An 18,187-nucleotide genomic window follows, 5' to 3' on the forward strand; every position below is an offset into this window, starting at 1 on the left:
AAATATTAATAGCTCTTCGAGGCGGCTACTCTGGCCTCTTCCGCTTCCAATCTCAGCAGCTTCGAAAGACGGTAGAGTACATAGCCGCAGTTAGATGAGGTTAGAGATTCACACTCCTGGAGGAATCGTTGCAGTTGCTCCGGCGTCATCGTGTTGATGGCAGCAAAGTATTCCCTCACGGAATCCGTGGCTGCTTTCAGGAACTCTTTCGGCTGATCGAGCACCACCTGCGGGATGTTGTGTTCGGAGCTCATGGGCTATTTCTTCTCCTCCTCCGTTTCCTGCTGCCAGTCCGGTGCCGGCAGCTTGTTGATGTAGTCCACCAGTGGCTGGCGCGGAACCAAGGCAATGCCGGTGCTGGCGCCAGGCTTCCGCAGGTAGCGCACCGGAATATTCTTGGATCCGGCCTGCTGCAGGAGTTCCAGGAAGGTCGTGCGTGGTAATCCGGTGATGGGACACACCTCCCCAGGCTTCGGCGGGCGGATAAACTCCGGCTGCACCACCGACGGCGGCACGACAAGCACATTGACGCCCTCGGGGAAGCGATCGCACATCCGTTGCAGCGCCGCACTCGGCAGCTCCACGACGGTCACGCCTGGCTTGTCTTTGGATGAGGCGAGGGTTTTCATGGAATGAGAAGGGTGATGATTTCCCGGCCTTCGATGAGCTCGCGGGTGCGCAGTGCGCTGAGGGCGTTGTTAAATCCACCACCGGTGGCCTCGTAGCCGGCGCGCTCGGCAAGCTCCTGCTTCGAGCAGGCAAAGCCCTCTACCTGCAGCAGGCTGGAAAGGATGGCGGCCTCGCACTTGGAAAGCCGGGAGATCCAGTGGTCGATGGCCTGCAGACCGGTGGGCAGGGGAGTGAAGGAACCGAGGCCGGCGCGGCCGTCATCGGTGATCGCAAGCGGATCTGTGCCATTGAGCAATCCACGCGTGCGCAGCGAGCTGAGGGCATTGTTGAAGCCGCCGCCGTCGACCGCGTAACCGGCGATGCAGGCCACCTTGCGCTTGCTGCACGGCTGAGAGTGCTGGGCAAGCACGGTGAGGATGGCGCGCTCGCATTTCGAGAGCTTCGGACCATCGATCGACGTTTTAAAAACATGCGATACTGGGGGATAGGACAGCGGAGTTCGGACGACGCAGCCGCCGTTGATGGTGGCCACCATATCGACCACAGAATACTCCCCAGGCTTTCCTTCCAGGTGGCCGATGACCTTGGCCAGCAAGGCCTGCACCTCTCCTTTTGTGAAGAACCCATGCAGCTCAAAAAGGAGCTGGCGGTCCTTATCGTTCAACACGGGGAGGAACTCGGGTTTCCGTTCCGCCCGGGCGAGGCGCACTTCCTGTTCCAGTCGCGCGATCGTGCGTTTCAGCTCCGCCGGATCGTTTGCCTTGGCACGCTCCAGCGTGGCCTGGATCTGAGCACTCAGCGCGGGGAGATCCACGGGCTTCAGGATCGCGGCAGCCGCGGCGTGGTGGGAGCCTGGTTCCGGTGTTTTGCTGCTGTCAAAGGTGTGGCGTCTCAGCACGTAGCCGCTTTCGAAAAGACCAGCCCATCCTGGCGACCAGAACCAGCACTCGCCGACATCGAGGGATGGCAGTGTCTGCAGGAAGCTTGCGGCCTGTCCTTTCTCCTGCTCCCAATGCTTCACCCAATCGCTCAGCGCATCGAGATCCTGCTTGCCCGTGACACGGTGGCAAATGAGAGCGTCCACCTGCGTGAGGATGTTCTTGTTCAGCACAGCCGGCCGCTGCGAGATCATCGTCATTCCCAGGCCTCGCGAGCGTCCCCGGCGAACGATGGCCTCAAAGGCCCCAAGCATGCGTAGCTGACCTGGCTGCGGGCGCTGCGGGGCAAAGCTGTCGGCCTCATCGAGCATGAGATGCAGCGGCGCTCGGTTGTGTGCTTTCAGCCGGTACAGCCTCTCCGCAAAAGACGTGACGAAACGATCTTGCGCGGCATTGGATTCGAAGTGCGAGAGGTCCAGCACCACGCTGCGGCCGCTGCTGCAGACGAAGTCGGCGATGATCTCTCCCGCGCCCGGCTCCAGAGGTACGTCTCCATGCTCTCCGCCCATGATGATGATGTCCAGGCCGTTCCCAGCCTGGCCGGCAGCGTCCGAGCGCAGTCCCCACCAGACTCCTGTCGGGTCCAGAGCCACGACCTGGCTCCGCTGCTCGAGCATCAGCTCCGTCAGCTTCATCGCCGTGTACGTCTTGCCCGCGCCCTTCTGCGCCAGAATGGCCAGCGTGCGCGTGACGACGTCCGCCGGGAGTTTGAGGTTGGAGATCAGCTTCATGATATCAGTCCCACTCGTTCACGTGGTCTTTGATGATCTTCGTTTTACCCACCCAGAGGCGGAAGAGCGTGCGCTCGAAGCCGTAGAGGTGGCCGACAAACATGCCCTTGGTCATGTCTCCGCGATAAGCGACCTTCAATGAATAGATCTGGCCTTTGGAATCAACGGCCATGTACAACTCACAATCGTGCTTTCGTTTCCCCGGCTTTGGATCAAGGCTCAGCGTCCAATAGTTAAGGAGAGATCCGTCATCCTCCTTGAGGTGCACGGTGATCTCATCACCGTTTTCGTGCCGGTTCTCCTTGCGGAACTGCTGCACAAGCTCGGACAGCTTGATGCTTTCAGGCGGTTCCTGCAGGAGTTCGCCAAGCTCTTCGGCAATGCCTTTGTTCACCCATGCCGCGAGGCTCGCGTCCAGCTTGTTTTTGATCGTTCGGATGATCAGATCATTGTACCCGGCGAGACCTATTCCAGTGAAGTCCATCGGCAGCGCGGTTTCGACGTAGCTCTTCAGCGCTTTGGTGAAGGGAGAGTTGTAACCGCTGATCGTTTCCGCAACAGCGGTGCCGATGGCTTTTTCGATGTGCGTTCGGACAATGGCTTCGACCTTGCCCTCTGCCGCGAGGGCTGCGAGCGAGGCATTGACCATGTCATGGAGTGTGGCGGGTGGCGGTGCCGGTGTAGGAGGTGTGTCGCTCATAATGGGAAAAGTTGGGCTGGTGGAGTCACTTCGTTCATGACTCGTGTTTGGGGGAAGGCTCCGGGGCTTCCTGCGCCGGCATGTGCTTGCGGATCCACCCGAGGGCGTGCTTGAGCTGGCGGTTCAGCTCCAGATTGATCAGGCGCTTGTGCAGCGCGTAGCATCCCAGGCTGAACAGGAGCGCGCCGTAGAGGATGGCTTGGAGGTAGCTGATAGTGATCATATGTGCAGGCTGCTGGGCTGTTCGTTTTGGGTGTGATTGGCGTCCATCTTAGCCGCGCAGCCGCGGGCCTCGGCAGCGGTCTGAAAGGTCGCGTGCAGTTCGCCCTGGGCGTCGAAGAAGGCGAAGGCGTCATCGAGCTGGAAAACCTCATACACTCCGCCGGGCAGATCTCCGGAGATGCGGCCGCGTGCGAGCTGCAGCGCCTTGGCCGCTTTGGCAGCAGAATCCTCGTCTGCAAAGCCGCAGCATGTCTCCACATGCTCGAGCGGCAGCATGAAGCCCCAGCCCCATCCTGGTGCACCGGGGATGCCACAGCACACCACCTGCCAGATCCGGAAGGGATCTCCGCACGTGCGCCCGCTCTCCGTGGGCATCCCTGGCGGCGCAAAGGCGTGCAGCTGCAGGCGGTCATGCACCTCGCGCTGCAGATAGCTCCACGAGTGCGTGCCGTGCTGCATGGTGAATTCGTCCTCGGCCAGCATGACCCCGCTCTCACTGAAAAGCATGGCCTTGCACGTGGCGCCGTCGATTTGGATGATGAGTTGCTTCATACAGTCAGGGGCGGAAGTTTGAGTCTGTCGCGAAAGACCGGAGTGCGAATCAGCCTGCTGATCTTTCTGAATTGCTCCCGCGTTTCAGGATCGAGCTTTTCGAATTCATCGACGCTCAGAGGCACCTGCTTCAGCTGCGTGTCGAACTTCAGCTTCGCGCCGCAGTAGAGGCAGATCGTGATGTCCCCAGGCTCCGGAGACACACTCGCAGCTCCAATGTTTGTGGCAGCTTCCAAGACAGCGTGGCAGCAAGGACATTGTGAAGAAGAGGGAAGGTAATTTGTCATAGGTTCAGCCTCCGGGTTGGTTTTTGGCTTCGTCTGCGGCCACGGTGCGCAGCCATTGCTGCAGGCGGGAGACGAGCACGATCACCATCTGCTGGATGATCACGTGAAAGGAGAGACGCCTGTCGCGATGTCTGGCGACGTTCCAGCATAACAGATCGACGAGCACGGTCGTCAGATCGGGCGGAATCAAACGCTCGCTGGGATCACCGTCGGCACCTTTGTCCTTGTGCTTCTGGATTACCTCCAGGAGGTCGTCTTTCAGAGCGTGCTGAATTGGCAAGCGCTTTCTGCCATCGCCAAATTCTTTGAGCTCAACAAGCTTTTGCTCCAGCTCGGCACCGCTGAAATGCTTGCGCACCTCTTCTTCTGCTGGGCTCATGCTCATGACGGCTCCTTTCCTTCGACGATCATCGGTTTCGCGATGTAGGCGTCGTAGCCTTCGCGGGAGTACTCAGGGCATGGCTTGAGCTCGATCTTCGGCACCTGCCAGCCCAGGAGCTTCTGCGCGCAGTTGTAGGCAGCGTGGAGAGAGCCGCCGGTGCAGGAGCAGCGTGCCTCGATGGTTCCTTTCGCCGTCCGCCTTCCGACGGCCCGGTAGGCATCGCCGTGATTGCGCACGTCCACGAGGATCAGCACGGCGCCCTGGCACGCGCTGCAGAGATCTGGCTCCACCCAATGGCAGGCCTTGCCCGTGCGGGCGATGCAGCCTCGACAATCAGTCTCTGTGCAGCCGCAGAGCCGGCAGGTGGCGTTGGCTGTTGGAGCAGTCTGCTTGCGTGTCTTCTGCCGCACTGAGGATGCGTTCACGTATTTCATGACTCCTCCTTTCCAAAAAGACCATGCAGCTTCTCCATGAGAGAATAGGCCTTCATCATTTTTGAAGCCAGCAGCTTCGTTACCGTGAGCGTCATGTCTTCGTGGGGGACGCCACGTTCTGTGTGTGAGACCACGAAGGCGGCGATCGCAGTCGTCAGGATCTCGATGACTTCGGGCGGGCACAATTCACCGCCGGCGTGACTGGCACGCGAGCGTTCGACATGCTCTTGGATAGTCTCTTTCAGCTGCGCAGCCAGAGGCTGGTGAAGCATCCTCTTTCGAACGGGATCGTTCAGTTTTCGCAGCATTTTTGCGGCTTCAGCAGGATCATTCATACTAGCACGCCCCTCCCCAGCTGCTCCGCGATTTCCGCGGCGACGTTTTGCTCCAGTGAGAACACGCCGGCGCGCTCTCCACTGACAGAGCCCGTCTGCCCGGCGAGAGGCCGGACGTGCGTCAGAGCGTATCCGCCGCTGAGGCCTCGGACGCAAACCATCGCACTGTGACCTCCAGCCACCCAGGCCTGGCTCGTGGTGGTGGTGTCGATCGCGCTTTGCTCATCGCCCAGCATGCGGGTATAGACACGCACTCGCGTGCCGACGGGGTAGGCGTGATTCCATGCGGCGCATGAGGCTTCGGCGCGTTGCCGTGCCTCCCGCGGATTGCGGGGGATGCGGGGAGGCGGTTTCGATTTCGAGTTGGGGTGCGGTTCCATCTGGTGTCGCGGGGTGAGGGGTGAAGGGAGGGGAAGTCGGGGCAGGCACGGCGGCCCTGTGAAGCGCCGCACCTGCCCCATCCGCGCCGCATGATTCCCAAGGCATGCGGCGGGAAAGGGGAGGGAACTCAGGGCAAAATCAGGAGGTGGACTCTTCTTCCTCGTCCTCCTTCGCAGGCTCCGGAGCCGGCGGCAGATCAAAGCTTAGGGTGCCAGTCACCTTCTTCTCGGAAGTGGTATTCACCTGCACGCCATCGAGCGGATACATGCCCTCATAGGCCTCAAAATACTGCAGCGCCTCTCCGGAGAAGGGAAAGCACCACTGGCCGCGCCCGGACGGCTGCAGCACCTCCAGCTTGCGGCCGTCGGGGTCGTCTCCACCCACCACCACCATCTGACCGCGGCGGGTTTCGTCATCGATGTCCAGTCGCAAGCGAATGCCGGCTTGCCATTTCAGCTGCTTCACCAGATCGGCGCAGATGGAGAACGCGACGCAGGGCGTTCTGCCACTGCCCTTGGAGCGGATGGCAAAGCCAAAGCGTGCCCCATGGGATACGGTGCTGACGGATTTGAGGGGTCGGAAGCTCATGCTGCTTTCCTTTCTTCGTTGGCGGTTGTGGTGGCGGGGACGCTCTTCGGCCATTTCTCACCGACTTCGAGCTCGCCGGTCTCGCAGTTCAGCCACGCCTTGAGGCCGTTGATATCGTTCTCGATCTCGATGATGAGGCTGAATTCGTAGCGTGCCTTGAGTGTGGGGATCTTGTTCCAGTCCTGCTTTTCAGCCCTCTCAAGAACAAGGATGCTCCTCGCAAGATCAAAGCTGGTCGACTGTCCACGGAGAGTGGCGATGAAGCTGGTGGTCGGTTTGTCCCCATCGGACCAGTCAATCACCTGGCGCACGTGGAAAGTGAGGTTGTACTCAGGCCACTTGGCCACGGGGTCAGCCTTCACGATCTTTTCCAGATCAGACAGCTTCAGGCATTGTTTGTAAGCCTCTGCGCGGATGCGTTGCGCTGCGTTGACGACGGGAGAGTTCAGCTTCATGGGAGTCAGCGGTAAAAGGTGGAGAAGGCAGAAAGAGAGGTCAGGAGCCCGAAGCCAGGCGCATGCTGGCGCTCAGGAGCGCCTTGAAGGACGGACGCATGCAGGCGGTGCCGGCGAGCAGCCGCACCCGCGCCGGGTTGGCACGCAGCGCATGGCGCTTGGCCTTTCGCGCGGCGGCATCGCCAACGCTCAGGTCCAGGATCTCCACCAGGGCGTCGAAGATCGTGAGAGTTTGGGAAGCTGCCGGTTTCATGGGAGGAAGGGCAGGGGTGGGGTTCAGGCGGCGAGCTTCAGGCTCGCCTTGGCCTCGTTGTAGCGGGCGTAGAGTTCCCGCTCGAACTCGAGTGCCTCCGCCGCGACCTCGGGGTCTTGCGTCTGGCGGCTGTCCCGGAAAGCCCGGGCCGTCTCGAGCATCGTTGCCAAGATGCCGAGACCAATCTTCGATTTGGGTTTGGCGATTGCGATAGTTTTCATGTGCGTAGAAATCAATAATGCAGAAAAACGCACGATCAAGATAAATGTTGCGAAATTATTTCTTGGTGAGATTTTCTCACATGTCCTACGTTGCCGCCTCATTACGAAACATTTGCGACCATCTCGGTTGCACGATCTCCGCCTTGGCTGACAAAGCCGAGATCCACCGCTCTGCACTTTCCCGCATTCAAAACGGCAAAGACGACATGAGTCAGAAGTTGCTCGAGAAGCTCATGGGCATCGAGATTTCAGACGATGACGCTGCAGCACTCGCCGAGGACTGGACACTCGATAACTGGCCGAAGAGGGCAAAGGAACTGCTGATGATCCGCAGACGCCGGGCACCAGAAGAAGTGCTTATGATGGAAACCCTACAAGATCCGACGGGCTCGGAGCTCGACAGAACGTTTGCCGCTCTCCGCGAAAAAGCCCGCGGAAATCCCGCTCTCGCTCGCGCTCTGCGGAATCTGAACCGCACGCTCGACGGCCAGGTCGATGTGATCGATTAAAGCGTCATCGTTTGATCACTGCCCCAGCGCCGGCGGCGGTGCCTTGGGCATCTGCTTATGCTTCGCCAGCTCTCGTGCCTGCTCGGCCTCCATTTCACGCTTCAGCTCCTGCACCCGTGGACTTGCTTCAAACTGCCGTATCTTCTCTCCCAAAAGACCCGCCGACCATGCCTTGGAAAGAGCTTCCCTCTTCTGCTCCTGCTCGACACGCTCCAGGCGGGGATCTTTTCTGCCACTGACACTGAAAATCGTCAGAACAAGCAGTAGCCCAAAGAAAAACACCACCCCCGTCAATACACGCGTGATCGAGAAACTGCTCCTTTTCGGAGCCTGAGGGACGGGCGGCGGAACACTGCGGCGCTCCGTCAATTGCACGACGGGCACCCACTCCTCGTCTCCCTCTGCAGCTACCATTCCATTGGCCGTGATCTGGCCGGCATTCCACATCGTCAGGATCTGCCCCTCCGTAAAAGGTCCAGTCGGTTCGCTTTCGCCATCACGGCTAAGCCAGAGAGTGCGGGTCGTTTCCATCTTGGGCGGTAGCCTACCTAGTCTGCGATCTCGCGCAAGCTCGGAGGAATGCCAGTCCCAGATTGCGACCATGTCGCTCACCACAACGGAGGCCAGCCGAGCAGAGACCGCGTCACATTGATCACCAGCAGGATCACGATGATCCAGGCGGACCACGCCGGCATGACCTCTCCGCGGAGAAGCGAAGGCCCGCGGAGCGTCGGATCTCTGCGGGGAAGAGGGCGGCGGTGGGGGCGGCGCATGCCGCACTTCTCCCAGATCTCCGCCTCAATGCAACTCAGGACCCACCTGGCCAACAGCCAACGTTTAAACGTTAGGTGGTACCGTTGGTTCGTACGTACGTGGGGGTGTTGCGCTGTTGCATCGTGCAACACCCCTCCCGCAACGCCTCTCCCCAAGGCACGCTAAAACGCTGACACCGAACGCGTCACAGCCCCACGTTTCCCCGTTGCACGCGTGCAACACCAAAGCTGTGCCAAGGCCCCGTTGCACGCTGCAACTTTTGCACAGCCGTTGCACCAGGGCACTTTTTGCCGACTCAGATCGCCGGAACTGCAGGCGGTCGTGATTGCTTTTGCAACCATTCCACCATGCCCAGGGCATTTTCAGCATTCGGCTTCACTGGCTCCTTTTTGTCGAGCCAGGCGCTTACCATGTGGGGTTGTACCCCCAAGTACTTTGCGAGCGCCGCCTTCCGACCACGCTGCTGATCGCAGTGCCGGCGCACGTATTCCATGAGGCACTCCACCCGAGAAAATTTGATTGCTCCCATGTTTCAATCTAACACTCCACCGTTATATCTCAAGTATAACGGTGGAACGTTATATCTTGGTGATGTCCGGCAGCTTGGCCACGGCATTGCTCTTCGTGGTGCGGTCCAGATGGGTGTACGTCGCGTTCACGGCTGCCGACTCGTGGCCGACGATGTCCTGGACGATCGAGCGCGAAACGCCGGCGTCCTGCAGGTGGGAGACGAAGCTGTGTCGCAAGCTGTGAAAGCTCAGTGGGTAAAACGTCTTCGCGTCAGCCTTGCCCGGTTTGGTCACCCGCAGGCCGCACTCCACGAGCAGCTCGGCAAACTGTTCGCTCAACGTCACCACGCGCCCCTTGTTCTTCGTGATCGAGGCAAACGCCAGAGGATGCAGCGGCGCCTTGGGATCATCGCTGGTGTTTTCGCCCAGGACGAAATCAACGTAGGATGGGTGCATGTCGATGATGACGCGCGCGCCCGTCTTGATCGTGACCAGGGAGACCTGGCGCGCGTGCGGATCTTCATCGCCGACTCTCAGGCTGGCGATGTCTCCGAGACGCTGGCCCGTGTAGTAGCCGCGGATGATCATGGCCTTCCACTCCGGCGTGGCCTTCGAGAGAATCAGCCGCAGCTCCGCCACTGTGAACGGACGCTTCACGTTTTTGTCGCCCGTCTTCAGCGGCTTGATGCCCTTGGCGATGTTGCGCTGGATCCATCCGTCATCGTCCGCAGCCCCCAGCCACATGCGCAGAATCTTCAGCCGATGATTCGCCGTGCGTGCCGAGCGTTTGGTTCCGACCTCATCCCGCCACTTCAGCACATCCTCCCGGCCCAACACATGAATGTCCTTTTCAGCCCGATCCCCCAGACTCTCGAGAAAGGATTCGATGGCCGCCTTGTAAACAAAAAAGCTGTGAGGTGAGATTTCCTTCTCTCGCGTCCCAAGCCAGCGCTTGGCGAACTCCTTCGCGGTCATGCGAGTCAGCTCGGATCCGGTGATATCGTGATGGATCTCGCTCATCACGCGTTGCATGCGCTCAGCGGTGCGCTCGCCTTCCGTCGGCCGTGCGGCCCGCTCCCATTCATCAGCCAGTTTTTGCGCCAGCTTTTTATCGGTCGTCTTGGTGGGCCGTTCACGCAATTTGCCCGCCGCATCCCTGAAGAGAGCGTAGTAGGCACCGCCTTTTCCACGTGGTCGTATCGAAGCCATCGTTAAAACATCTGCGGGCACCCTGCCGCAGAGTTTGAAAATTTGCCAACACATTTGCCAACAGCGCGGATGTTTGCCCGTGTCGCCCGTATGCGAAACACTAGGAGAACCAGCTTTTTCAGCTCCAAAAATGGAACCACTGGTTGAGCCAGCCCACCACGGCACCGATGGAGCCGAGAACGAGCAGGCCTTCCGTGGCCATGCGCAGGCGCTCGCTGCGGCGTGCGCGTTGTTTCGCGATCGGCACCCGGCGTTTGCGCGGGGACGGGGTGGAGGACTCCATCGGCGGCACAATATTCACGTTTGCCAGGCGCTGCCGGCGCTCGATCTCGGGCGCTGCCGTGATGAAGCATTCCAGGCGGTGAATCTTGCTGCTGAGTTCATCCGAGCGCTTCGCCAGATGGCGTGAGTTCCGCTGCAGCGTGGGTTCCTTCTTCAAATCCTGGGTGGATTTGGAGCGACGGGAGCGAACTTTGCGATTGCCAGAAAACAGAGCCATGGGGATGAGAGGTAAAAGGGATTCGCGAACTCAGAAGGATCAAATCAGGCGGAGGACCGCCGGACTCAGAACATCAGGCGGATCAGCACGATGGCCACCAGCACCGTTCCCATCAGCGGAAGCGTGAAGGCAAAGCCGCGGCGCAGCCAGGTCTTCAAGTCATCGGTCGGAGAGAGAAATGCGGGTGCTGCCGGAGAGTCGATGTCTTCAGCGCTGGTGCTGCTGCTGACGGCGGCGGAGCCTTCCTGCGGACCCATGGCATGCAGGCGGCGGATGCCCTTGGCGTAGTCGCTTTCGGCGTCCTCGATGGCGGCAAGAGCGCTGTCGAGCTCTTCGCTGACCTGGGAGCGGTGCCACTTCTCGGGCTGCAGCGACTTCAAGATTTCCAGATGACGGCGGAACTCATCGTGCGTGAGGGCAAATTCTTCGACGCGCTTCTGTGCATCGTACAGTTCGCGTTCCACCAGGCTGGCGGAGCGGCTGATTTTTTCGACGAGATCACGCTTGCCGGCGACGAAGCGCTCCTGCTTCACACGCAGAGCTTCAAGGTGCTGCTTCTGACGTTCGATTTCCTCCTGCTGGCGACGGAGTTCCAGCAGCTGCTCCTGCGCGGCCTTCACCTTCGAGTCGACATTCTCCAGCGAATTGACCACGGCGTGCCCGTCCATGAATTCGGGCGCGTCTTCAAAGACAAGGAGATTGTCGTCCTGGGGGCCGGATGCCGTGGCGAGAGCGGGAGCTTTTCGAGTGATCATGGGAGTGCTGGAAATTATTTCCACAATCCCAATACTACAGATGTCTTAAGTATTCCAGATTTTTCGTCTGTCGCTTGGCAAAAAAGTAGGGAATGCCTCCAAATACCACGGTTAACACAGCCAGTCCACCGAGCGCCACCAGTTCCATCCTGCCATTGTAGCCCACCATGGCCACCGCATTTTGATTGAGGTTTTGCCAGGACGGGATCAGCAGCAGGACCATCCCGCCCACAATGTAAACGAAGCTGGCGATGAGGCAGACCGTGCCGCCAAAACCGGAGACGATGCGCGCCGGATTGGCTTCTTTAAAATTCGGCACCAGTGCTCCCAAGGAAAGCGCCAGCGAAGTGAGGCCGTAGCTGAGCATCAGGATGGAGGCACTGAAAAACAGGATGCGCTGCCATGGCAGCCCGAGAGAGACGCCGGACACCACCACCAGCGTCACCATCACGAGGGCCAGCACGCTGGCGCTGAGCCGGAGCTTCAGGGCCAGCACGCGGTGCAGGGGCAGGGGAGACAGGCCGAGGATCCAAAGGCGCTGGCCCTCCAGACTGAACTGTGGGTAGATGAAGCGCGTGGTCAGCGTGGAGAGCGCCAGGCAGCAGACGAGCAGGTTCAGGTGACTGACGACGGTAATCCAAAACGGGCTCTGCAGGTCGTAGCCCAGCTTGCGCAGATTCATCGAATAGAGAAGCAGCAGGCCAAAGATGATCGTGGTCTGCCCCCACTGCACCGGCTCGCGCAAAAAGGTGCGAACCTCCTTCACCAGCAGCGCATACGAAGCGCGGTCGAGCGCCAGAATGCGCCGCAGCCACCGCCCGCGGAGCTCCGGTGCGGCCTGCTGTCCCATGGTCTTGGCCTTGCGGCCTCCTCCCGGCGCCGCACTCATGATGCGGTTCCATGCCGGATAATAGAAGGCACTGGCAATCTTCGACGTGATCAGGATGCTCATGGCCGCATTGGCCAGCAGCACCAGATTGAGAAAGACCGCACGCTCAAAGATGCCCCGTCCAGCGGCCTGAATGGTCTCCGCCACCCAGGAGCTGGGCAGCAGAGGGTGCATGCATATTTCCGTATGGCGCAGGATCTGGTTCAGACTTGCGCCCATGTCTCCCGAGTTCAGCGTTTCCACGCCCGCATGCCAGACGGGCAGCGTCTGGATCAGCAGCAGCACAGCTCCTGCTGCCAGAGGCTTCCACATCCAGCGCCGGGCCCAGCGCACCATTGCGATGAGCAGCCAGGTGGAGATGTTGGCGGCGATGGTGACCAAGGCCAGCAGAGCCGGGAGCACCGCGAGCATGAATTTCACATCCGCCTTGTAGGTCTGCGCCAGCGCCAGCAGGATGGGCGTGCTGAGCATGAGAAGCCCCCAGCTGGCCAGCAGCATGCCTTCCAGAGTCTTCCACAGCACCAGGCTGCGGGGTGGCAGCGGCAGCGCGATCTGCCATTCCATGTCCTTCCGCCGGAAGAGGCTCATGCCAGTGATGGTGGCATTGGAGATGATGAGCATGACCAGGAAGAAGAAGAACAGCAGAAACACCAGCCGCTCCGTGAGCAGCGGGCCGATCAGCGGCAGCTTCACCATGAACTCCAGACCGCGCCCCACGAGCAGGTAGGCGGCGAGGCTGTACAGCCCGAGAAATGTGCCCACCGTCAGGCTCAGCAGCTTGTTTTCACGCATGCCCAGGCGCAGCTTGTGCCGCAGCATGCGGCCGTGGGATCTGGCCAGAAGCCAGGTGGCGGATGCAGTCGTCATGCCTCGCTGCCCATCCTATTTGGTGCCCAGCATGTTCTGCTCAATGACGTTGTCCTTGCCGCCGACGATCACGAGGGAGGGTTCCTTGCTGCGCGCCGCCTCTTCGCGGTCATCCCGCAGGATGTTGCCGGTGATGATGCTGTTCGTCACCTCGTCCAGCCGCAGTGCCGCGCCGTCGGAGTCCAGCACGCTGTTGTGGGAGATCTGCATGCGGTTGCAGGCCTCCACATCCACGGCCGCGCGCTGCTTCCACACGCCGCTGATCACGTTGTTGCTCAGCGTGCTGTCCGTGCAGCGCTGAATGAGAATGCCGTTTTTCTCAGCATTGTCGTTGCCGTTCACCAGGTAGCGCGGGTTGCGGTCAAAGTTGTTTCCCGTCACCACCACGTGGTCGCTGTCCGTCACCACGAGGTCATGCTGAAAGCCCTCCCAGAAAGTGTTGCCGGTGATGGTGACGCCGCGCGAGTGCTGCACCTCCACATTCACCTGCACATCGCTGAACACATTGGCGGCGATGGTCACATTGCCTTCGCGCGTGGTCTCACGCCCGCTGCGGCGCAGCAGGGAGGGATCCGTGCCGGAGCCGATGATGCGGATGTTGGCGGAGTCCGGTGACTTGTTGGTGTGCTGCAGGGTGCAGCCGGTGATGGCGACCTCGCCGATGGAGCCGCCGCGTGAATCGAGCATCACATTCGCGCTCGGCGGTCCGTCCTGGGCGTGATTGCCCTCGATGTCGCAGGTGCCGATGTGCAGGTTGCGCACATTTCCACCCACGGAGACCACGCCGCCGCCGCCGTTGTAGCTGATGTGGCTGCCCACGATGTTGGACTGGTGCAGGTTCACATTGTCATAAAACACGCCGATTCCGGTGTTGTGATAAAAATGGCAGGCGGAGATCAGCACGTTGCGGTTGCGCACCGAAAGATGCACCGCATGCCGGCACTCGCGGATGACCACGCGGCTCAGCGTGATCTGCATCGTGCCGGTGGCTTCGATCCCGTCCGCTTCATCATCCGCGCCCACGATTTCGATGCCGTCCACCATGGGCGTGCGCTGGCTTTCCCACACCTCCGGTTTGAAGGAGCTCGGTGCCGCCGAGCCTTCATGCGTGCCCACGAAATGCAGCGCGGGGCCTTCGCCTGCCATGATCAGCCGCACCGTGCCATCACCGCTCAGCGCGGCAAATCCGGTCTTGCTCAGATCAATCTTCACGGTCTGGGTGAGCAGATAGGTGCCCTTCGGCAGCTTCACACTGCCCACGGTGTCAAAAAGATGCTGGAGAGCGGCGGTGTCGTCGGTCTTACCATCGCCCACCGGTTGCTGCGCCATGGCCACGCCTGCGGCGGCCAGCAGCAGAAGAAAGGATTTTAGGATCATTTGTCCAGCCTATCTGCGCGGCGGGGATTTCGTCAATTTGAAGCTGTCGCTGATGATGAGAAAACGTCTCAGAGCGCCACCGCTGCAATCACTTGAAACCCGCTCCATCCAAGCGACGTATGCGACAACGGATCATATCAGATTCTTCCACACACATGAAACCAACCGCACGTCTCCTTGTTCTTGTCCTTGGATTGAGCGTCTCCTCCGCGTTTGCGCAGGCGGATTTCTCAGATGCCTTCCTGCCGATGTTCATGCCGCTTCCTGCCGAAGCGCCATCTCCTGGAAATGAACTCACGGAGGCCAAGATCAATCTCGGACGCCAGCTCTATTTTGAGACCCGCATTTCCAAGGGCGGAAAGATGTCATGCAACTCCTGCCACATTCTCGACAAGTACGGCAATGACAACCTGCCCTTCTCCCCAGGGCATGAAGGCAAGCTCGGCGGCCGCAGCTCGCCCTCGGTTTACAATGCCGCACTGCACGTGGCCCAGTTCTGGGACGGACGTGCGCCGAGCGTGGAGGAGCAGGCCAAGGGCCCGGTGCTCAATCCGGTGGAAATGGGTGCGCCCGATGCTGACTTTGTGGTGAAGGTACTCAAGAGCATGCCCGGCTACGTGGACGCTTTCAAAGCCGCATTCCCCGGCGAGGCGGACCCGGTGAACTACAACAACTTCGGCAAGGCCGTGGGGGCTTTTGAACGCAAGCTGCTGACCCCTTCGAAGTGGGACCTCTATCTCAAAGGCAACAAGGACGCACTCACTGCGGAAGAAAAGAAGGGCTTCTCCACTTTTGCCAAGACCGGCTGCGTGACCTGCCACAATGGCGTGACCGTGGGTGGCATGATGTACCAGAAGCTGGGTCTGCTGAAGGCCTGGCCGGAGCTGACGGACAATGGCCGTTCGGATATCACCCAGAGCGACAGCGAGAAGTTTTTCTTCAAGGTTCCCAGCCTGCGCAACATCACCGAAACCGGCCCTTACCTTCACAACGGTTCGGTGAAAACCCTGGACGAGATGGTCCGCAAGATGGCCGAATACCAGCTCGGCAAGACCCTCAGCGACGACGAGGTGACCTCCATCGTCACCTTCCTCAAGACCCTGAAAGGCGACCTTCCCGCCGATTACATCAAGGCCCCGAAGCTTCCTGAGAGCACTGCCGATACGCCGAAGGCATAAAGGTTATACTTAGCTTCATCTTCCATCAGCCGGGCCGCGAGGTCCGGCTGATTTGTTTTCAGCTTCCGTGCGGCGGCGGCTTGACTCCCATGCCGGTTCCAGAATAAAAAATGGGAGAGACGCGTGTCTGGCACCGTTCCAGACCCGTGGTTTCCAACCCCGCAGCCACCCGCCAACCCAACACGGAGGAACGCCTATGCATGCAAAGATCACCCCTCGGCATCTGGTCACACGAATAGGCGCAGCGTATGTAGCACTTCATTTCATGGCATGGCAGCCAGCCTCACATGCACAGGCGCCCGCCGCTGCTGCAGCACCTGGCGCCACGGCTCCCGCGCCCGGTGCAGCCGCGCCAGCCGCTGAAGGCGAAGTGCCGCAGGTGACATCGGCGGACGTGGATTACGCCACACAGGTGGCTCTGGCGCAGGGCGTGATGAAGCTGAAGCAGTTTGCCCAGGCCGATCCGCAGGGCTGGATCATCCCACCCATTCAGAAGGTCACGCTGACGGGCTACAAGGATGTGCCGCTGAAGTACCGCCTCATCGAACGTGACATTCCCATTTATGAATACACGGACCTCGTGGTGCTGACTCCCGGGCCATCGCCGGGCGATCCGCCAGTGAAGCGCATCGTGCAGCAGCCGACCAAGCAGATCGGCACGCGCAAAGAAACGCACATCCGCTACGACCCCAACGGGCCGCTCGAGCGCATCTACAAACAACCGATTTACGAGCATGTGGGAGACACCTCCTGGAGTTACAGCCTCATTGGGGACTCTGCCATGGCGCTCACCGCGCTGCGTGCGGCAGGGCTGCCGGAAAATGATCCGGTGGTGTATCACATGGTGGAGAACCTGCTGCTTTATCTGGACACCTATGGGCCTCCCGATCAGACCTGGAATCTCGCCTGGCTGACGGTGGCCATGGCCCAGACGGATGACAGCATGGCGGCCGACTGGACGGAAAAGCTCGCCTCACGTCTGCTCGACGGCCAGATCACCGATGGAACTGCCCGCGGTTTATGGGGGCCCATGTGCTTTCATCCCCGCCTGATTTCCGTGCTGATCAGCGACTACCTGGCCAGCGACGCCGAAGTCACGCGCGCCAAAGCGAAGCTGAAGGAAAAACCCACCAAGGCCAATCAAGTGCTGGCAGACCAGGCGGAGGGCGCACGCAGCCGCCTGAAAAAATATGCGGACAGCTGGACGCACCTGGCGCTGAAGTTTGCCACCGCCGAGTTCCCGATGACCTGGGAGGACATGATGACGGAGAAAGTTCAGTTCCCCGGCGCCACCGACTTTTTCTACAATCAGCGCTCGGCAGACATGGAGAGCACCTGGGCCGCGCTGCATGCGCTGTCCATCTGTGCTGAGATGAAACGCCTGCCGAAGGCCTCCATCCGCCCGCTCATCCCTGCGGCCTTCAATTCGGTCCCCAAAATCGGCGCCACGGTGACTACCAAACAGGGGCCGGTGACAAACTCCCAGCTCAATGAAACAACGGTGCCGCCCGAGGCCGCCATGGCCGTGCTGGCCCGCGCAGCCAATGCGCTCGCGGCACTGCTGCCGGAGAAGACCGGCTGGACCGAGTGCAACTTCCACCAGCCCGTCACGGACTTTGATGCCTTCAGCAAATTCCTGGCCGTGCCGGCGGATCCGGGCAGCTTTCCCGCGCTCGCCTCTCCGGTCACCGCCAAAAGCGCCTCCATGGGCATTGCCGCGCTCGACAGCATCGGCCGTGCGGTGGGCATGGACAAGATGGCGAAGTTTCAGAGCAAGTACACGGCCGGTGCTGTGGGCCGCACCGCCGCGCAGCAGGATCTGCTGCAAACCCTGTGGGTGAAGCCCAATCAAAAGCCAAAAGGACTGCACACGGATTTTCTCGAATTCTTTCTCTCCACCGTCCGCCCCTTGCAGGGGGAGGTGCCAGACTCTGCGAGTGCGGAAGAACTGGCCGGGAAGTTCACTCGCTATCTGATCCTTGCCGCGGACGCCGACGGTGGATGGGGCGAGAAGCTGCGCCGCACCCACATTCCCAGCAGTTCACGCGAGCGCTACAAGGCTCTCGAAAATCTCCAGGGGCAGATCTGGAAAGCATGGCGGCTGGACGTGCCGATCGATCTGCACAAGGCGCACATCAGCCTGTGGCATGTCACACCTTCCAACAGCTCGTACTACCAAAACATCAGCCCCGCCTCCCCCTTCGCCACGGCCATCGCGGTGCACTACCTGGCTTCGCGTCTCAAAAACCCCGGCGCGATTTTGGAGAAGCTCTGCGCGGACCCCACGCTGGCGGATCAGCGCAAGGGCCTGGATGCCCTCCTGCTGCCTCAGCCCAAACCCAAGCCAAAGCCCGCCCCGGTCATTGCCGCCAAGCCGCCGCCCCCGGCGGAGAAGCCGCCTGAAAAAGCCATGGTGAAAGCCGAGGAGATCATTCCCATCGTTCCCATCAAGCCTGTAGATACCAAGCCAAAGAAGGACGAGACATTTTAAAGCACTGGAAGTCCTTGCATT

At 60.5% G+C, this 18,187-nt stretch carries 26 protein-coding genes; 3 read left to right on the forward strand and 23 right to left on the reverse strand.

Going from position 1 to position 18,187, the window contains the following annotated elements; all coding sequences use genetic code 11:
• Positions 1–5: 5 nt before the first annotated feature.
• The 15 genes from ACILSO_RS05190 to ACILSO_RS05260 all read right to left on the reverse strand — a co-directional run bounded on the left by ACILSO_RS05190 (position 6) and on the right by ACILSO_RS05260 (position 7,109).
• Positions 6–254, reverse strand: coding sequence for a hypothetical protein (locus ACILSO_RS05190; protein ID WP_395736309.1), 249 nt, complete (start codon positions 252–254; stop codon positions 6–8).
• Positions 255–257: 3 nt separating this feature from the next.
• A complete protein-coding gene (locus tag ACILSO_RS05195) occupies positions 258–629 on the reverse strand; it encodes a hypothetical protein (protein WP_395736310.1) in 372 nt (123 codons plus the stop codon).
• The gene (locus ACILSO_RS05200) at positions 626–2,299 is read right to left on the reverse strand and encodes an ATP-binding protein (protein ID WP_395736311.1); all 1,674 of its coding nucleotides are present in this window, start codon (positions 2,297–2,299) and stop codon (positions 626–628) included. The genes ACILSO_RS05195 and ACILSO_RS05200 overlap by 4 nt, the downstream gene beginning before the upstream one ends.
• A 4-nt stretch (positions 2,300–2,303) precedes the next feature.
• Positions 2,304–2,999: a hypothetical protein gene (locus ACILSO_RS05205; RefSeq protein ID WP_395736312.1), complete on the reverse strand. Its 696-nt coding sequence runs from the start codon at positions 2,997–2,999 to the stop codon at positions 2,304–2,306.
• Positions 3,000–3,033: 34 nt separating this feature from the next.
• Complete coding sequence (locus ACILSO_RS05210) at positions 3,034–3,222, reverse strand: hypothetical protein (RefSeq protein WP_395736313.1); 189 nt, start codon at positions 3,220–3,222, stop codon at positions 3,034–3,036.
• Entirely contained in the window at positions 3,219–3,773 is a 555-nt protein-coding gene (locus ACILSO_RS05215; protein ID WP_395736314.1) for a hypothetical protein, read from the reverse strand. The genes ACILSO_RS05210 and ACILSO_RS05215 overlap by 4 nt, the downstream gene beginning before the upstream one ends.
• Positions 3,770–4,009, reverse strand: coding sequence for a hypothetical protein (locus ACILSO_RS05220; RefSeq protein WP_395736315.1), 240 nt, complete (start codon positions 4,007–4,009; stop codon positions 3,770–3,772). Before ACILSO_RS05220 ends, ACILSO_RS05215 begins: the two co-directional genes overlap by 4 nt.
• A 55-nt stretch (positions 4,010–4,064) precedes the next feature.
• Positions 4,065–4,439: a hypothetical protein gene (locus ACILSO_RS05225; RefSeq protein WP_395736316.1), complete on the reverse strand. Its 375-nt coding sequence runs from the start codon at positions 4,437–4,439 to the stop codon at positions 4,065–4,067.
• Between the two features lie 2 nt (positions 4,440–4,441).
• Entirely contained in the window at positions 4,442–4,867 is a 426-nt protein-coding gene (locus tag ACILSO_RS05230; RefSeq protein ID WP_395736317.1) for a hypothetical protein, read from the reverse strand.
• 5 nt (positions 4,868–4,872) lie between these two features.
• Positions 4,873–5,184, reverse strand: coding sequence for a hypothetical protein (locus ACILSO_RS05235; protein ID WP_395736318.1), 312 nt, complete (start codon positions 5,182–5,184; stop codon positions 4,873–4,875).
• Positions 5,185–5,207: 23 nt separating this feature from the next.
• A complete protein-coding gene (locus ACILSO_RS05240) occupies positions 5,208–5,591 on the reverse strand; it encodes a hypothetical protein (RefSeq protein ID WP_395736319.1) in 384 nt (127 codons plus the stop codon).
• Positions 5,592–5,730: 139 nt separating this feature from the next.
• Positions 5,731–6,180: a hypothetical protein gene (locus tag ACILSO_RS05245; protein ID WP_395736320.1), complete on the reverse strand. Its 450-nt coding sequence runs from the start codon at positions 6,178–6,180 to the stop codon at positions 5,731–5,733.
• A complete protein-coding gene (locus ACILSO_RS05250) occupies positions 6,177–6,635 on the reverse strand; it encodes a hypothetical protein (RefSeq protein WP_395736321.1) in 459 nt (152 codons plus the stop codon). Before ACILSO_RS05250 ends, ACILSO_RS05245 begins: the two co-directional genes overlap by 4 nt.
• Before the next feature lie 40 nt (positions 6,636–6,675).
• Complete coding sequence (locus tag ACILSO_RS05255) at positions 6,676–6,888, reverse strand: hypothetical protein (protein ID WP_395736322.1); 213 nt, start codon at positions 6,886–6,888, stop codon at positions 6,676–6,678.
• 23 nt (positions 6,889–6,911) lie between these two features.
• Complete coding sequence (locus ACILSO_RS05260) at positions 6,912–7,109, reverse strand: hypothetical protein (RefSeq protein ID WP_395736323.1); 198 nt, start codon at positions 7,107–7,109, stop codon at positions 6,912–6,914.
• 80 nt (positions 7,110–7,189) lie between these two features.
• Between ACILSO_RS05260 and ACILSO_RS05265 the strand changes: the two genes are divergently transcribed.
• On the forward strand, positions 7,190–7,618 hold the full coding sequence (locus ACILSO_RS05265) for a helix-turn-helix domain-containing protein (protein WP_395736324.1): 429 nt from the start codon (positions 7,190–7,192) through the stop codon (positions 7,616–7,618).
• Positions 7,619–7,633: 15 nt separating this feature from the next.
• Here ACILSO_RS05265 and ACILSO_RS05270 read toward each other — a convergent pair whose 3' ends face one another.
• The 8 genes from ACILSO_RS05270 to ACILSO_RS05305 form a co-directional block, all read right to left on the reverse strand.
• Positions 7,634–8,149 carry a DUF4339 domain-containing protein gene (locus ACILSO_RS05270; protein ID WP_395736325.1) on the reverse strand — a complete coding sequence of 172 codons (516 nt, stop codon included), beginning with the start codon at positions 8,147–8,149 and terminating at the stop codon, positions 7,634–7,636.
• 77 nt (positions 8,150–8,226) lie between these two features.
• Positions 8,227–8,391, reverse strand: a complete 165-nt coding sequence (locus tag ACILSO_RS05275) for a hypothetical protein (protein WP_395736326.1) — start codon at positions 8,389–8,391, stop codon at positions 8,227–8,229.
• Between the two features lie 296 nt (positions 8,392–8,687).
• Complete coding sequence (locus tag ACILSO_RS05280; RefSeq protein ID WP_395736327.1) at positions 8,688–8,885, reverse strand: hypothetical protein; 198 nt, start codon at positions 8,883–8,885, stop codon at positions 8,688–8,690.
• Positions 8,886–8,970: 85 nt separating this feature from the next.
• Complete coding sequence (locus tag ACILSO_RS05285) at positions 8,971–10,110, reverse strand: tyrosine-type recombinase/integrase (protein WP_395736328.1); 1,140 nt, start codon at positions 10,108–10,110, stop codon at positions 8,971–8,973.
• A gap of 118 nt (positions 10,111–10,228) precedes the next feature.
• On the reverse strand, positions 10,229–10,609 hold the full coding sequence (locus ACILSO_RS05290) for a hypothetical protein (protein WP_395736329.1): 381 nt from the start codon (positions 10,607–10,609) through the stop codon (positions 10,229–10,231).
• Positions 10,610–10,674: 65 nt separating this feature from the next.
• A complete protein-coding gene (locus ACILSO_RS05295; RefSeq protein ID WP_395736330.1) occupies positions 10,675–11,364 on the reverse strand; it encodes a hypothetical protein in 690 nt (229 codons plus the stop codon).
• A 34-nt stretch (positions 11,365–11,398) separates the two neighbouring features.
• Complete coding sequence (locus tag ACILSO_RS05300) at positions 11,399–13,120, reverse strand: putative ABC transporter permease subunit (RefSeq protein WP_395736331.1); 1,722 nt, start codon at positions 13,118–13,120, stop codon at positions 11,399–11,401.
• A 15-nt stretch (positions 13,121–13,135) separates the two neighbouring features.
• On the reverse strand, positions 13,136–14,497 hold the full coding sequence (locus ACILSO_RS05305; RefSeq protein ID WP_395736332.1) for a right-handed parallel beta-helix repeat-containing protein: 1,362 nt from the start codon (positions 14,495–14,497) through the stop codon (positions 13,136–13,138).
• A 155-nt stretch (positions 14,498–14,652) separates the two neighbouring features.
• On the opposite strand from ACILSO_RS05305, the gene ACILSO_RS05310 reads away from it, so the two are divergent.
• Complete coding sequence (locus tag ACILSO_RS05310) at positions 14,653–15,675, forward strand: cytochrome-c peroxidase (RefSeq protein ID WP_395736333.1); 1,023 nt, start codon at positions 14,653–14,655, stop codon at positions 15,673–15,675.
• A 265-nt stretch (positions 15,676–15,940) separates the two neighbouring features.
• On the forward strand, positions 15,941–18,166 hold the full coding sequence (locus ACILSO_RS05315) for a hypothetical protein (RefSeq protein ID WP_395736334.1): 2,226 nt from the start codon (positions 15,941–15,943) through the stop codon (positions 18,164–18,166).
• Positions 18,167–18,187: the final 21 nt, after the last annotated feature.

The organism is Prosthecobacter sp. (assembly GCF_044226605.1).
Classification (GTDB): Bacteria; Verrucomicrobiota; Verrucomicrobiia; order Verrucomicrobiales; family Verrucomicrobiaceae; genus Prosthecobacter.